We start from the raw sequence: 13,759 nt of genomic DNA on the forward strand, positions 1-13,759 counted from the left end.
TGCCTCGCGTGCGCCCGTCCCACCTGCGCCCGTTCCGTCGCCGCCCGCCGAGCTGGGTCGGCGGATGCCGCTGGTGATGGCGCTGGCCTGCGGCGTCAGCGTGGCGAACGTCTACTTCCCGCAGGCCCTCGCCCCGCTCGTCGCCGACGGCTTCGGCATCGCGCCCGGCGCGGCGGCGGGCGTGGCCACGGTCACCCAACTCGGGTACGCCGCCGGGATCTTCCTGCTCGTCCCGCTCGGCGACCGGCTGCCCCGCCGCCCGTTGATCAGCGTGCTGCTGGCCGTGACGGGCTGCGCACTGCTGGCCGCCGGGCTCGCCCCGAGCAGCGGTCTCCTGCTCGCCGCCGGTGCCGTCGTCGGCCTGGCCACGGTCGTCCCGCAACTGCTGCTGCCCCTGGCGGCCGGCCTGGTCGCACCCGACCGGCGCGGCGCCGTGATCGGCACCCTCCAGGGCGGCCTGATCGGCGGGATCCTGCTGGCCCGCACCTTCGGCGGCGTGCTCGGCGACCACCTCGGCTGGCGCGCCCCCTACCTGGTCGCCGCCGGGCTCACCGGCCTGCTCGCGCTCGTCCTCGCCCTGGCCCTGCCCAGCACCGCGCCCGCCACCCGCGAGCGGTACCCGGCGCTGCTCGCCGACACCGTACGGATGCTCCGCACCGAGCCGGCCCTGCGCCGCTCCGCGCTCTACCAGGCCACCCTCTTCGCCGGGTTCAGCGCCGCCTGGACGGCACTCGCCCTGCTGCTCACCGGGCCCCACTACCGGATGGGCGCCCAGGCGGTCGGCCTGCTGGCCCTGATCGGCGCGGCCAGCATGTTCTGCGCCCCGGCCGCCGGCCGCTGGGTCGACCGGCACGGCCCGGACCGGGTGAACGGCTGGTGCATCGCGGCCACCCTCGCCGCGGCCGCCGTGCTCACCGCGGGCGCGGCGGGCGGAGCGATCGGCCTGGCCGGGCTCGTCGTCGGCCTCCTGCTGCTGGACGTGGCGGTGCAGTGCAGCCAGGTCGCCAACCAGGCCCGGATCTTCGCCCTGAACCCGGCGGCCCGGAGCCGACTGAACACCGCCTACATGACCTGCTCGTTCCTCGGCGGCAGCGCCGGATCCTGGCTGGGCATCCGGGTCCACGCCCGCTACGGCTGGCCGGGGGTGTGCGCCCTCATCGCCCTCGCCGCGGCCGTCGCCCTCGCCGCCCGACTGCGTCGACCCGGCCGTACGGACACACCGTCGACGCCCCCGGCCGAGGCCGGGTGAACGGCCGCCGGGCCTCCGCCGCTGCCACGCCCCCGACCCTCCCGCTCCACCATCCGAAAGGACCTTCCATGACCTTCCCCGCCATGCCCGCCGCCGTCCTCCAGTTCTTCCGCGCCTCCCAGGACGGCGACGCCGACGCCTGGGCGGCCGCCTTCGCCGAGAACGGCGTCTTCCACGACCCCGTCGGCACCGCGCCGATCACCGGACGCGCAGCGATCCACGAGTTCATCGCCTCCGTGCTGCCCAACTTCCGGCCCTTCCTCGGCCTCACGCCCCTGGAGGCCCACACCGTCGGCCACCACGTCGCCGTCTCCTGGCGCGGCGCCGCCGTCGCCCTGGACGGCAAGCCGGTCAACTGGTCCGGCATCAACGTCTACGAACTGGACGACACCGGCCTCATCCGGGAGGCCAGGGCGTACTTCAACAGCGCCGTCTTCCAGGCCCAGTTGACCGGCTGACTGCCTGAGCCCGGCCCACCGGGCGTGGCGGGGCTGTCGGCGGCACGAAGTCGGCTGCCCTGCCCGCCGGTCAGAGGATCCGAAGGCGGTCGAGGGCGAGGTAGGCCGCGGCCGTGTCGGTCATCGCACCCCGGCGGAGCACGCGGTCGCGGAACTCCTGGAGGGGGAGGGTGACCACGTCGATGAACTCCGTGCGCTCGGGGTCCGGTTCGGCGACGCGCACGCAGTCGGTGGCGAGGAAGGCGTAGCGGCGGATGGTGGAGTAGGCGTCGTGCCAGTAGGAACCGGCCTCGGTGATGGTGCCCTGGTAGCCGGTCTCCTCCAGCAGTTCACGGCCGATGGCGTCCATGGCCCGTTCACCGGGATCGATGACGCCCCCGGGAAGTTCGTGCAGCACGCGGTCGGGCCCGGGGCGGTACTGGCGGGCCAGGATGACCTGCCGGTCAGGGGTGAGCGCGAGCACGGCGGCGCCCGGACGCTCGCGTTTGAGGTAGAACTCCTCCTGCTGTCCGTCCGGCATCTCGAAGTGGACCTGATCGACGGCCCGGCCGAACTTCTCGAAGACGGTCGTGCGTTGGATCTCGCGCCACGGCGTGGTGTCGGTCATGCGAGGACTGTACGGGGCCGGGCCCGGTAGGAGACCGGGCTTCCTCCACCGATCGAGATCAGGGCGCGTGGGGGCGTAGCGTGGTGATGGTGACGAGCCGCGCGACGGGCGGAGCGGGGGTGCGTCTGGCGGAGCTGGTGGCCGCGCTCTCCCTGGGCGTGGACCTCGGGTTCGGCCAGCCGATGGAGCACGTGCTGCGCCAGTGCCTGATCGCGTTGCGACTGGCCGAGCGGCTCGGCCTGGACGACGACACCCGGTTGGTCGTCTACTACACAGCGTTGCTGGTCAACGTCGGCTGCCATTCGGACGCGCACGAGCAGGCGAAGTGGTTCGGCGACGACATCACGTTGAAGTCCGGCAAGTACGCCCACGAGCAGCGCAGTCTGGCGGGCGCGGCGGCGACGCTGCGGTTGATCGGATCGGGCAACCCGCCGCTGCACCGGTTCCGGGTCGGCCTGGAGTTCACGCTCGGCGGGTTCCGCGAGATGAACGGGATGATCAGCTCGCACTCGGCGCTGGCCCGCGAGCTCGCCCGCCGGCTCGGTCTGCCGGACGCCGTGCAGGAGGCGGTGGCCTGTTCGTACGAGCAGTGGGACGGGCGCGGCTGGCCGGGAGAGCTCAAGGGTGAGGCCGTGCCGCTGCCCTCCCGGCTCGCTCAGCTGTCCGAGTACGTCGAGGTGGCACACCGGATCGGCGGGACCGGCGCGGCCACGGCGCTGGCCAGGCGTCGGGCGGGGACGCAGTTCGATCCCGGGCTCGCGGCCGAGTTCTGCCGGGAGCCCGAGGAGATCGTGGGCGGGCTGGACACGGTCCGTACCTGGGAGGCGGTGATCGGGGCCGAGCCCGCGCTCGGCGTGCGGCTCGGGGAGGAGGAGTTCGACGCGGCGCTGCTCGCGGTCGCCGACTTCGTGGATCTGAAGTCCCCGTACACGCTGGGCCACGGCCGTGCCGTGGCGGCGCTGGCCGAGGCGGCGGCGCTCGGGCTGCGGATGGGTCCGGCCGAGGTGACGACGCTGCGCCGGGCCGGCCTGGTGCACGGCCTGGGCCGCCTCGGCGTCTCCAACGCGATCTGGGACAAACCGGGACCGCTGGGCGCGGGGGAGTGGGAACGGGTCCGGCTGCAGCCCTATCTGACGGAGCGGATGCTTCGGCAGTCCCCGGCGCTCGCGCCCCTGGGCGAGGTCGCCGTGCAGTACCGCGAACGGCTGGACGGCTCCGGCTACCCGCGCGGGCTCGCGGGCGGCGCGATCTCCTGGCCGAGCCGGATCCTGGGCGTCGCGGACGCGTACCGGTCGATGACCGAGCCGCGCCCGCACCGGGCGGCGCTCCGGGCGGCGGAGGCCGCCGCGCAGCTGCACGCCGAGGTCGCCGCCGGACGCCTGGACGGCGAGGCGGTCGCCGGGGTCCTCGCGGCCGCCGGGCACCGCACGCCCCGGCGCGGCACCGGGCCCGCGGGCCTGACCACCCGGGAGATCGACGTGCTGCGGCTGCTGGCCCGCGGCTGCTCCAGCAAGGAGATCGCCGCACGGCTGGTGATCTCGCCCAAGACCGCGCGCAACCACATCGAGCACATCTACGCCAAGATCGGGACCTCGACCCGGGCCTCGGCCTGCCTCTTCGCGGTGCAGCACGGTCTGCTCTGAGAGCGGGGCCGGCTCCGGGAACGACGGCCCGGAGGAAGATGTCGAAGATGAGGCATCCGCCCCATGTGCCGGGCACGGCACGGGCCTAGCGTCGAGGCAGAACCGTTGAGGCAGAACCGTCGAGGCAGAACATCGGACCGTGGAGCGAGGCAGTCATGGGCGTCAGAAGCACACTGTTCGCGGTGACCTACGACCGGATGATGGCCAAGGCCGAGCGCCAGGGCCTGACCGACCTGCGCCGCCGGTTGATCGCCGAGGCCGGCGGCCGGGTGCTCGAAATCGGCGGCGGCACCGGGGCCAACCTCGCCCTCTACAGCGACGGCGTGGAGTCGCTGACGGTCACCGAGCCCGAACCGGCGATGGTCCGCCGGCTGGAGCGCCACGCCGCGGAGCGGGCTCCGCGCACCACGGTCCTGCGGGCCCCGGCCGAGGACCTTCCGTTCGAGGACGACAGCTTCGACGTCGTCGTGTCCACGCTGGTGCTCTGCGGGGTGAGCGACCAGCAGCGGGCACTGCGCCAGCTCGGCCGGGTGCTGCGCCCCGGCGGGCGGCTGCTCTTCCTGGAGCACATGCGCTCGGAGGACCCGAAGGCGGCCCGCCACCAGGACCGGATGAACTGGCTGAACCGGCTGGTGGTCTGCTGCGAGTGCAACCGTCCGACGCTCGACTCGATCCGGGCGGCCGGATTCGTCGTCGACCACGTCGAGCGCCAGGTCTTCCCCGCGAGTCCGTCCTTCATCGGCCCGGCCGTGCTGGGCAGCGCCAGGCTCCCGGCGGCGACCCCTGGTCGGGCCACCGCCCTGCTGCGGCCCGACCGAGCGACCAGGCCACAGAGCCGAGGGCCGAGCCTCCAAACCGAGAGGGTCAGACCCTCACGTCACGGGCGATGCGGTACAGCACGTTCGGACGCAGCGGCCCTTCGGGCGCGGTGGTGTCCTCGAAATCGTCAGCCGGGTCTCGGGTCATGCCGATCCGGCGCATCACTGCCTGGGAACGGAGGTTGGTCGCAGTCGTCACCGCGAGGATCTCGGGGAGTTCGAGCGTGTCGAAGCCGAAGGCCAGGCCGGCGAGGGCGGCCTCGGTGGCGTAACCGTGGCCCCAGGCCGAGCGGGCGAGCCTCCAACCGATCTCCACCCCGGTGAACGGCAGACCGTCATCCACCTGGTCCAAGCCCGCGAAGCCGACGAACTCGCCCGTGGCCCGCACCTCGACCGCCCACCATCCGTAGCCTCGCCGGTCGAACTCGGCCTGGAACCGCGCCACGGAGGCGTCGCTCTGTTCACGGGTGAGCTGGTCCCCCAAGTGCTCGCGAACCTCGGGATCAGCATTCATCGCCGCCCACGGTTCAAGGTCGGAGTCTTCCCATCGACGAAGGATGAGGCGGTCGGTACGCAGTTCAGCCATGCTGCCCAGCCAACGTGAGCTCCGGCCCCAAGGCAATCCATTTTTCTCAGGACGAACGGGTCGGCCGGAAATCCCGGCTGCATCGTACTGGCCTCTACCGTCGGAGGCGCCTGACGCGGGCCCGCGCGGACGGGGCCACGAGCGTGGCCGTGGGATCAGAGGGTCATCCCCCTGGCGAGGAGGTCCATGGTCCGGTCGACGAGGTCGTGCAGGTCTTCCTGCTGGCCGCCGCTGACCCACTGCCACAGGGTCTCGTCGACGGCGGCCATCACGGCGACGCAGATGACGCGGACGGGCAGGGAGTCGGCGGGGTGTCCGGCGCGTTCGGCGAGGACAGCGGCGAGCATGTCCGCGTCCCGTGCGGCCTGTTCGGCGGTGCGGCCGCGGATCACCGGGACCTCGCGGACGAGGCGGGTGCGCTGGACGAGTTCGGTGCGGTCGGTGGCGTGGAGGTGGTCCAGGGTGTCGAGGACGGCGTGGCGCAGGGATTCGAGGACCGGTTCGCCGGCGGGGCGGGACCGCAGTCCGGCTGCCAGGAGCGGGTCCTGCTCGTCGGTGAGGACGATGTCCTCCTTGGTGGCGAAGTAGCGGAAGACGGTGCTGGGCGAGACCTCGGCGGCGGCGGCGATCTCCTCGACCCGGGTGGCCTCGTACCCGTTCTCGGCGAACAGGCGGTAGGCGGCGCGGCGGATCGCCTGCCGGGTCCGGGCCTTCTTCCGTTCCCGCAGCCCGGACCGGTCACCGGTGGTGCCCGTGGCGGGCGTGGCGGGCGGGGCTGGCGTGGGGGTCTCGGGGGTCATCGTTCGGCGGTCCTTCGGTCGGGGGCGGTGGTTCCGGGTCGGGGTGCGGGGGCAGGTGCGGGTGCGGGGGCGGGCAGGAACCGGAGCACGAGCAGGGCGACGGTCAGTGCGGCGGCCGCGCAGGCCGCCAGGAGGACACGCGTCCCGTCCGTGAAGGCGCGGTCGGCCGAGGCCGCCAGCCGGCCGTCCGTGAGGCGGTCGGCCACCAGATGGGCGGCGGCGACGGACTGCCGCGCCGCCACGGCCTGGGCGGCGGGGACGGCGTCGGTGTCCAGCCGGGCCGCGTACACGCTGGTCAGGATGCCACCGAGCACCGCCACTCCGAGCGCGGAACCGCACTGGCGCAGCGTGGTCAGCAGGCCGGAGCCGCTGCCGGCGCGTTCGGTGGGCAGTGCGCCCAGGGCGTTGCCCACGGCGGGCACGATCGCCGTACCGAGTCCCAGGCCGGCCAGTGCCAGCCACAGCGCCAGGGCCGGGTATCCGCCCGCCTGCCCCACGGCCGCGCCGAGGAGGGTGGCGGCGGACAGGGTGAGCAGCCCGCCGCCGATCACGGCGCGCGGGCCGAAGCGGGCGGTGAGCGCGCCGGTCAGCCTGGGGGCGGCCGCCATGGCGGCCATCAGCGGCAGCATCGCCAGTCCGGCGCCCTGGCCGTCGTAGCCGCGGACGTCCTGGAGGTGCTGGGGCAGGGCGAACATGAGGGCGGCCAGGACGAACGAGACCAGCGTGGCCGCCGCCGTGCTCCACACGAACTCCGGCTGCCGCAGCAGGGACAGGTCCAGCAACGGCCGCTCCCGGCCGCGCGAGCGCCGTACCAGAGCGGCCAGCAGCACGGCCGAGGCCGCGGCCGCGCCCAGGACCGGAGGGCTGGCCCAGCCCCGTGCGGGTCCTTCGTTCAGGGCGAGGACCAGAGCGCCCAGTCCCGCGACCGTCAGCGCGGCGCCGGTGACGTCGAGCCGGGGCGAGGCCGGGTCCCGGCTCTCCGGCAGCAGGAACACGCAGGCCGCGATGCCGGCGAGCGCCAGCGGCACGTTGACCAGGAAGACCGAGCCCCACCAGAACCGCTCCACCAGCCAGCCGCCCAGCAACGGGCCGAGCGGGAACCCGAGCGCGGACACCGCCGAGACGACGCCGAGGGCCCGGTCGCGCTCCCGCGGGCCGAACAGGGACGGCAGCACGGACAGTGCCAGCGGCATGACCAGTGCGGCACCCGCACCCATCAGCGCACGGGCCACGACGACCGGCCAGACCGTGTGGGCGGAGGCACCCAGCAACGAGGCGCCCAGGAAGACCCCCAGGCCGGCCACGAGCACGCGCCGTCGGCCGAAGCGGTCGCCCAGCAGCCCGCCCGGGAGCATCAGGGCCGCGAGCACCACCAGGTAGCCGTTCACCATCCACTGCAACTGCCCGCCCGTGGCACCCAGCTCCGCCGAGATCGAGGGCAGCGCCACGTTCAGGACCGTCGTGTCCAGGCCGAGCAGCAGATTGCAGGCCACCAGGGCCGCCAGTGCCCACCAGCGCCGCGAGCGGGACAGCGCCGACGACGGGCACACCATGCCAACCTCCAGGAGAACCGAACCACGAATCTGACACCAGACTCCCATATGGGAGTCGACTGTCAAAATAGGAGGCCCGGGCGACGGGCCGCACCGGCCCCTGGGCATGCAACGGCGAGGCCCCGTGCTCCCGGGGTCGGGAGTACGGGGCCGTTGTGCGCGTTGGGGTCAGGCCGCTCGCGTGCGAGTGGCCGGGCCTGCCGTGGTCGGGCTACATCGGAAAGATCGGGGCGGAGACGACGTTCTCCTCGGCGCTGTCGTAGCAGGAGAACAAGCGGGCCTGGGCGCCCTGGTAGAGCCCGCCCCAGGAGTTGAGGCAGTTGGCGGAGGCGACCTTCGGCTGCATCTGCCTGCCGTTGCCCTTGTGGACCCAGTTGAACCAGGTGTCGTTCGCGGAGCCCTGGGTGCAGGGGTACAGGCGCATGTGGTTGCCGGTGACGTCGCCCCCCTCCCAGTTGTTCACGCACAGGGTGTGCACGTGGTCGTTGCTCGTGGCCGCCTGGATCTGGAAGTGGGTGGCGTCCGCCGGGTACAGCGACCACTGCTGGGCCTGGGTGCCGTTGCATCCCCAGATCTGGACCGTGGCGCCGGAGACGAAGTCGGCGCCGGAGACGTCGAGGCAGTAGCCGTTGGCGAACCGGACCTCACCCCAGACGGACCTGGTATCGGCGTGGGCGGTGCCGGTGCCGAGCGTGGCGGCGAGCAGAGGTGCTGCGGCGACGGCGGCGAACGTGGCCAGGAGTTTGCGCATGATGATCTTCCCCCGTTGATCGACAAGCTGTTGATCACGATCGTAGGGGAATCCCTCCGCACGATGATCACCGAGCGGCAACGAACAGGAGACGAAGCGGGGTCGTGGGCCCGGGGCCGGCGGCGGCCTCCGCATCCCGCCCAGGGTTCGGCGGGCAGACGCAGGGTGTCGACGGCGCCGCGCGGCGAGCGGATGCAGCGCCCGGGGGATGCGGCGCCCCGGGGGATTCAGCCGCGGGCCGCGCGGGGGCCCGGGAGGGCGAGGGCCAGGAGTGCGGCGACGGTGGTGAAGGCGGCCGCGGCGAGCAGGGCCCGTCCGTAGCCGGCGGTGGCGGCCTGGGCCGCGGTGCCGCCGTGGGAGGCGGCGGTGTGCGAGGCGACGGAGGCGAGCGCGGCGAGGCCGAGGGCGCCGCCGACCTGCCGTGAGGTGTTCACCAGCCCCGAGGCCAGCCCGGCCTCCTCGGGCCGGGAGCCGGCGGTGGCCGCGACGGTGAGCGGCATCGTGGCCAGGCCCAGGCCCAGGGTGCAGAGGACGAACGGCGGCAGGACGTCGGTGGCGTACGAGCCGTCGACGGTGATCTGCGACAGCCAGCCGAACCCGGCGGTGCTCACCGCCGTGCCGAGGAGCATCAGCGGGCGCGCGCCGGTCCGCCCGATCAGCCGGGTGGCGATCCGGGCGCCGGCGATGATCGCGAGCGCGCCGGGGACGAAGGCCAGGCCCGCCCGCAGCGGGTCCCACAGGAGGACCTGCTGGAAGTAGAGCGAGAGCAGGAACCACATCGCGAACATGGCCGCCCCCAGGGCGAACACGGTCGCGTTGGCCAGGACCAGCACGGGGCGGCGCAGGATCGTGAGCGGCACCAGCGGCTGGGCGGTGCGGGCCTCGATGACGGCGAACGCGGTGAGCAGCGCGAGGGCGGCCGCGACGGGGGCCCACACCTGGGGCGCGCCCCACGGGTGGGTCTCGGTGGCGACGATGCCGTAGGTGAGCAGGGTCAGCCCCAGGGTGACGGTGAGCGCCCCGGGCAGGTCCAGGCGGCGGCCGGCGCGCGGGCGCTGCCCGACGGGGACGGAGCGGACGGCGGCGACCACCAGGACCATGCCGATCGGCACGTTGACGAAGAACACCCAGCGCCAGCCCGCGTACTGGGTGAGCACGCCGCCCAGCACCGCGCCGGCCGCGCCGCCCGCGGCCATCACGGCGCTCCAGGCGCCCATCGCCCGGGTGCGGGCGCGGGGTTCGGTGAAGGTGGTCATGATCAGGGTCAGGGTGGCCGGGGCGAGCATCGCGCCGCCGACGCCCTGGGTGGCGCGGGCGGCGATCAGCAGCGGGCCGTTGCCGGCCAGGCCGCAGACCAGGGAGGCGGTGGTGAAGGCGGCCAGCCCGGTGGTGAAGGCGCGCTTGGCGCCGATCAGGTCGGCGAGGCGGCCGCCGAGCAGCAGCAGCCCGGCGAAGCCGAGGGTGTAGGCGTTGACGATCCACTGGAGCCCGGCCGGGCTGAGGCCGAGGCTGTCGCGGACCTGCGGCAGGGCGACGTTCACGATCGACACGTCGAGGACGACCATGAACTGGGCGGCGCAGGCGATCCACAGGACGGTCGAGCTCCGGCGGTCCGGGGCGGAGGTCCCGTCGGTGCTTCCGTCCGGGGTGATGTCCGGGGTGGTGCCCGGGGTCGAGTCGGCGGGCGGGGTGGTGCGTGCGCGCGGTGCGGGGGCTGGCTCAGGCATGGGGGAAGAGTAACTCTATAAATAGAGTCCTCCTATTTCCTATCCGACTGCGGTGGGCGCTGCATGTGCCGCGTCCAGGGCCGCGTCCCCCGCGTAGGCGGTGGCGATCCGCCCGAAGCCGCGCCGCAGCACCTCGTCCACACCGGCCTCGACGTCCCCGACCGGCGCCCCCTGGGCCAGCAGCCGGTGCCGGGCGCCGAACGCGGCGGAGGCCACCGCGCCCACCAGGCCGGCGAACAGCTCCTGGTCGGCCACGGCCGTCCGGCCGGCGGCCCGCTCGGTCAGCGCCGCGAGCAGCAGCTCCCGCCGCTCCCGGTCCAGCACCAGGTACGCGTCGCGCAGCGCCGGGCTCGCCAGCAGCACGCCCGCGAAGGTCCGGGACCGGGGCAGGCCGTCCTCGTCGAGCCCGATCCGGGTGACGGAACGGAAGCACGCCTCCAGGGCGGCGATCAGTCCCAGGGTGGTGCCCGCCCCCGCCACGGCCGCGGTCAGCCCCTGGTTGAAGTCGGCCCGGCGGCTGAAGAAGATCTCCTCCTTCGTCCGGAAGTGCGTGAACACCGTCGCGGGCGCGACCTCGGCCGCCGCCGCGATGTCGGTGAGCCGCACCTCCTCGAAGCCGTGTGCGGCGAACAGCCGGAACGCCGCGTCCCCGATGGTGCGACGGGTCCGCTCCCGCTTGCGTTCGCGCAGGCCGGAGGTGGTCTCGGCGGGGGTGTCGGTGCGGGTGGGCATGGATCAAGCCTAGCCGTAGTCGCCGGATTTCTGGAGTCGCTCCATTTCCGGGCCGCGCCAATGCCTTCGGTCGGACGGTTCGATGACGTAGGGTCAGCAGTCGACAGCGGAGCGAAGCGAAGGGTTGGACCCCATGGCCGAGCAGGGTGCCGCAGGCGCGGTGGAGACGGCGCGCCGTTACTACGGGAGCGCCGAGGTCGACGGCTTCTACGCCACGGTGTGGGGCGGGGAGGACATCCACACCGGGACGTACCTCGAACCGGACGAGTCCATCGCGCGGGCGTCCCGGCGCACCGTGGAACGGGTGGCGGCGAAGGTCGCCGGGCGGCTCGGGCGCCCCGGGGCCACGGTGCTGGACCTCGGGTCCGGGTACGGCGGTGCGACCCGCTACCTGGCCGGGCGGTTCGGGTGCCGGGTGGTCGCGCTCAACATCAGCGAGCGGCAGAACGCGCACCACCGGGCCGTCAACGCCGCCCAGGGGCTCGACCGGTCGATCGAGGTCGTCACCGGCTCGTTCCAGGACATCCCCTTCCCGGACGGCCACTTCGACGTCGTCTGGTCGCAGGAGGCCTTCTGCCACAGCCCCGACCGCGACCGGCTGCTCGCCGAGGTCACCCGGGTGCTCCGGCCCGGGGGCGAGGTGGTCTTCACCGACGTGATGGCCGCCGAGGGGGTCGCGCCCGAGACGCTGCGGGCGGTGGTGGCGCGACTGGAGGTGTCCGAACTCGCCACCCCCGGCTACTACTTGAAGCGGTTCGCCGAACTCGGCCCGCTCCGGGTCGACTTCGACGACGACGGCGGCCAACTCCTCACCCACTACCTGCGCCTGGTGGCGGAGACCGAACGCCGGGCCCCGGAGCTGCGCCGGCTCATCGGGCCGGACTACGTCGCGGGGCTGCTGGAGAACCTGCCGCTCTGGGTGGAGGCGTGCCGGCAGGGCCGGTTGAGCTGGGGGATCTTCCACGGCCGGGACGGCCGCGACGGGCACTGACCGGTCGGGGCCGCTGACCTGGACGGCCCGCCGGACCGGCAACGCTGCGAAAACGATGCGACTACCGGTGCAGCGTGTGAGTGCGCGACGGTCGGAACGTGCAGGCAATCACCGACCGGCCACCCACCGCGCGGCCCACCGGACCCGCCGTACCGGCCGTACCCGAGCGGACCGCCGACGGGCGGGCCCGGCTGCGCGTGCTGATGGCCGGGACCGCCCGGGGCGACGAGCGGGCCTTCGAGGAGCTCTACGCGGCCACCGCCGGCGCCGTGCTGGGCCTGGTGCTGCGGGTGGTGCGCGACCGCGCGCAGGCGGAGGAGGTCGTCCAGGAGGCGTTCTGGCAGGTCTGGCGGGAGGCCCCGCGCTACCGCCCCGAGCGGGGCGAGGTGCTGACCTGGATGCTCACCGTGGCCCACCACCGCGCCGTCGACCGGGTCCGCTCCGCCCGGGCGGCCGCCGACCGGGACCGCGCCGCCGCGCTGCGCGGCTACACCCCGGACTTCGACCAGGTCGCCGAGCAGGTCGAGGGCGCGCTGGAGCGCGAGCTGGAGCGCCGGACGGTCCGGCACGCGCTGGCCGGGCTGACCGAGGTCCAGCGCGAGTGCCTGCTGCTGGTCTACTTCGGCGGCTGCACCCACACCCAGGCCGCCGCCGCGCTCGGCGCGCCGCTGGGCACCGTCAAGACCCGCATCCGCGACGCCCTCGGCCGGCTGCGCGAGGAGCTCGGCGACGCGGCCGGGCCCCCGCCCCGGCCGCGCGCGCGTCGGCCGACCGGGCCCCGGCGCCCCGTCGTAGGCTCGCGGCCGTGACCGCCCCGACCGCACCGGCCCCGGCCGGACTGACCACCGGAGCCCTCGCCCGCCGGCTCGGCGTCTCGCCCACCACCATCCGGTCCTGGGAGCGCCGCTACGGCATCGGCCCGGCCCACCGCGCCCCCGGGCGGCACCGCCGCTGGGAGCCGGAGGACGTGGCCGTCCTGGAGGAGATGTGCCGGCTCACCGCCCGGGGCGTCAACCCCGCCGAGGCCGCCCGGACGGCCCTGGCGTCCGGGTCCGGCCCTGGAACCGGCTCCGGCTCCGGGTCCGGCTCCGGGCCCGGGCGGCCGACCGCCCGGACGGGGACGGCCTCCGGCGGCAACACCCTGCCGGTGGGCACCGTGCGCCCCGAGTGCCGGGGCCTGGCCCGGGCCGCCGTCCGGCTGGACGCCCCCGAGGTGGCCCGCATCCTGCGCCGCAGCGTCGACGAGCTCGGCGCCGTCGTCGCCTGGACGGAGGTGATGACCCCGGCGCTGCGGGCGGCCGGGCGCAAGTGGGTCGCCGAGGGCGAGCGCTACGTCGAGGTGGAGCACCTGCTGTCCTGGCACGTGGCGGCCGCGCTGCGCCGGGTCGCCGACCGGCCGGAGCCGCTGCCCGGCCCGGCCGTGCTGCTCGCCGGGATGCCGTCCGAACTGCACGCCCTCCCGCTGGAGGCGCTCGCCGCGGCGCTGGCCGAACGCGGCCTGCCGTTCCGGATGTTCGGCCCCGCCCTGCCGCCCGAGGCGCTGCTCGAAGCGGTGCGCCGGACCGGCCCGCCCGCCGTGCTGCTCTGGTCGCAGGTCACCCGCACCGCGGACCGGGCCCTGGTGGAACGGGTGGTCCGGACGGCCTGGGGCCCGCAGGGCGCGCGCACCCAGCCGGTGGTGCTGGTCGCCGGGCCGGGCTGGGCCGGCCCCCGCCGCCCACCGGGCACCCTGCGGCCGCGCGACCTCGCCACGGCCGTCGACCACCTGGAGGCGCTGCTCCGCTGACCAGGACCGGGGCACCCCCCCCGGCCCCCGGACACCCACCGGGCACACCCCGCCGTAC

At 74.6% G+C, this 13,759-nt stretch carries 13 protein-coding genes and 1 pseudogene; 7 read left to right on the top strand and 7 right to left on the bottom strand.

Annotated elements, in window-relative coordinates; genetic code table 11:
* Positions 1-64: 64 nt before the first annotated feature.
* Together ACFXOZ_RS07055 and ACFXOZ_RS07060 are read left to right on the top strand one after the other, a co-directional pair.
* A complete protein-coding gene (locus ACFXOZ_RS07055) occupies positions 65-1,249 on the top strand; it encodes an MFS transporter (RefSeq protein ID WP_380588134.1) in 1,185 nt (394 codons plus the stop codon).
* A gap of 68 nt (positions 1,250-1,317) precedes the next feature.
* Positions 1,318-1,707 carry a nuclear transport factor 2 family protein gene (locus ACFXOZ_RS07060; RefSeq protein ID WP_380588137.1) on the top strand — a complete coding sequence of 130 codons (390 nt, stop codon included), beginning with the start codon at positions 1,318-1,320 and terminating at the stop codon, positions 1,705-1,707.
* Between the two features lie 70 nt (positions 1,708-1,777).
* Here ACFXOZ_RS07060 and ACFXOZ_RS07065 read toward each other — a convergent pair whose 3' ends face one another.
* The gene (locus tag ACFXOZ_RS07065; RefSeq protein WP_380530700.1) at positions 1,778-2,314 is read right to left on the bottom strand and encodes an NUDIX hydrolase; all 537 of its coding nucleotides are present in this window, start codon (positions 2,312-2,314) and stop codon (positions 1,778-1,780) included.
* A gap of 89 nt (positions 2,315-2,403) precedes the next feature.
* Between ACFXOZ_RS07065 and ACFXOZ_RS07070 the strand changes: the two genes are divergently transcribed.
* Together ACFXOZ_RS07070 and ACFXOZ_RS07075 are read left to right on the top strand one after the other, a co-directional pair.
* The gene (locus ACFXOZ_RS07070) at positions 2,404-3,957 is read left to right on the top strand and encodes an HD domain-containing phosphohydrolase (protein ID WP_380588140.1); all 1,554 of its coding nucleotides are present in this window, start codon (positions 2,404-2,406) and stop codon (positions 3,955-3,957) included.
* Between the two features lie 200 nt (positions 3,958-4,157).
* A pseudogene (locus ACFXOZ_RS07075) lies at positions 4,158-4,511 on the top strand (class I SAM-dependent methyltransferase); the annotation flags it as partial.
* 310 nt (positions 4,512-4,821) lie between these two features.
* Here ACFXOZ_RS07075 and ACFXOZ_RS07080 read toward each other — a convergent pair.
* The 6 genes from ACFXOZ_RS07080 to ACFXOZ_RS07105 form a co-directional block, all read right to left on the bottom strand.
* Entirely contained in the window at positions 4,822-5,361 is a 540-nt protein-coding gene (locus tag ACFXOZ_RS07080) for a GNAT family N-acetyltransferase (protein WP_380523377.1), read from the bottom strand.
* Between the two features lie 155 nt (positions 5,362-5,516).
* A complete protein-coding gene (locus ACFXOZ_RS07085; RefSeq protein WP_380523376.1) occupies positions 5,517-6,161 on the bottom strand; it encodes a TetR/AcrR family transcriptional regulator in 645 nt (214 codons plus the stop codon).
* A complete protein-coding gene (locus ACFXOZ_RS07090; protein ID WP_380588143.1) occupies positions 6,158-7,714 on the bottom strand; it encodes an MFS transporter in 1,557 nt (518 codons plus the stop codon). Before ACFXOZ_RS07090 ends, ACFXOZ_RS07085 begins: the two co-directional genes overlap by 4 nt.
* A 211-nt stretch (positions 7,715-7,925) precedes the next feature.
* Positions 7,926-8,465, bottom strand: coding sequence for an RICIN domain-containing protein (locus ACFXOZ_RS07095; protein WP_380396498.1), 540 nt, complete (start codon positions 8,463-8,465; stop codon positions 7,926-7,928).
* Between the two features lie 227 nt (positions 8,466-8,692).
* Positions 8,693-10,192 carry an MFS transporter gene (locus tag ACFXOZ_RS07100; protein ID WP_380588146.1) on the bottom strand — a complete coding sequence of 500 codons (1,500 nt, stop codon included), beginning with the start codon at positions 10,190-10,192 and terminating at the stop codon, positions 8,693-8,695.
* A 39-nt stretch (positions 10,193-10,231) separates the two neighbouring features.
* Positions 10,232-10,924, bottom strand: coding sequence for a TetR/AcrR family transcriptional regulator (locus ACFXOZ_RS07105; RefSeq protein ID WP_380523373.1), 693 nt, complete (start codon positions 10,922-10,924; stop codon positions 10,232-10,234).
* A gap of 133 nt (positions 10,925-11,057) precedes the next feature.
* Here ACFXOZ_RS07105 and ACFXOZ_RS07110 point away from each other — a divergent pair, with 133 nt between their 5' ends.
* The 3 genes from ACFXOZ_RS07110 to ACFXOZ_RS07120 all read left to right on the top strand — a co-directional run bounded on the left by ACFXOZ_RS07110 (position 11,058) and on the right by ACFXOZ_RS07120 (position 13,701).
* Positions 11,058-11,915: a methyltransferase domain-containing protein gene (locus ACFXOZ_RS07110; RefSeq protein WP_380588149.1), complete on the top strand. Its 858-nt coding sequence runs from the start codon at positions 11,058-11,060 to the stop codon at positions 11,913-11,915.
* 107 nt (positions 11,916-12,022) lie between these two features.
* On the top strand, positions 12,023-12,724 hold the full coding sequence (sigK, locus tag ACFXOZ_RS07115) for an ECF RNA polymerase sigma factor SigK (RefSeq protein WP_380588199.1): 702 nt from the start codon (positions 12,023-12,025) through the stop codon (positions 12,722-12,724).
* Positions 12,721-13,701, top strand: coding sequence for a MerR family transcriptional regulator (locus tag ACFXOZ_RS07120; RefSeq protein ID WP_380588152.1), 981 nt, complete (start codon positions 12,721-12,723; stop codon positions 13,699-13,701). The genes sigK and ACFXOZ_RS07120 overlap by 4 nt, the downstream gene beginning before the upstream one ends.
* The last annotated feature ends 58 nt before the right edge of the window (positions 13,702-13,759 follow it).

Source organism: Kitasatospora sp. NPDC059160 (assembly GCF_042755465.1).
Lineage (GTDB): Bacteria > Actinomycetota > Actinomycetes > Streptomycetales > Streptomycetaceae > Kitasatospora.

What these genes read in the sequence shown, in the direction of transcription:
- ACFXOZ_RS07055 (WP_380588134.1), top strand. Translation starts at nt 65, where the DNA reads ATGCCGCTGGTGATGGCGCTGGCCTGCGGCGTCAGCGTGGCGAACGTC.
- ACFXOZ_RS07060 (WP_380588137.1), top strand. Translation starts at nt 1,318, where the DNA reads ATGACCTTCCCCGCCATGCCCGCCGCCGTCCTCCAGTTCTTCCGCGCC.
- ACFXOZ_RS07065 (WP_380530700.1), bottom strand. Translation starts at nt 2,314, where the DNA reads ATGACCGACACCACGCCGTGGCGCGAGATCCAACGCACGACCGTCTTC.
- ACFXOZ_RS07080 (WP_380523377.1), bottom strand. Translation starts at nt 5,361, where the DNA reads ATGGCTGAACTGCGTACCGACCGCCTCATCCTTCGTCGATGGGAAGAC.
- ACFXOZ_RS07085 (WP_380523376.1), bottom strand. Translation starts at nt 6,161, where the DNA reads ATGACCCCCGAGACCCCCACGCCAGCCCCGCCCGCCACGCCCGCCACG.
- ACFXOZ_RS07090 (WP_380588143.1), bottom strand. Translation starts at nt 7,714, where the DNA reads ATGGTGTGCCCGTCGTCGGCGCTGTCCCGCTCGCGGCGCTGGTGGGCA.
- ACFXOZ_RS07095 (WP_380396498.1), bottom strand. Translation starts at nt 8,465, where the DNA reads ATGCGCAAACTCCTGGCCACGTTCGCCGCCGTCGCCGCAGCACCTCTG.
- ACFXOZ_RS07100 (WP_380588146.1), bottom strand. Translation starts at nt 10,192, where the DNA reads ATGCCTGAGCCAGCCCCCGCACCGCGCGCACGCACCACCCCGCCCGCC.
- ACFXOZ_RS07105 (WP_380523373.1), bottom strand. Translation starts at nt 10,924, where the DNA reads ATGCCCACCCGCACCGACACCCCCGCCGAGACCACCTCCGGCCTGCGC.
- ACFXOZ_RS07110 (WP_380588149.1), top strand. Translation starts at nt 11,058, where the DNA reads ATGGCCGAGCAGGGTGCCGCAGGCGCGGTGGAGACGGCGCGCCGTTAC.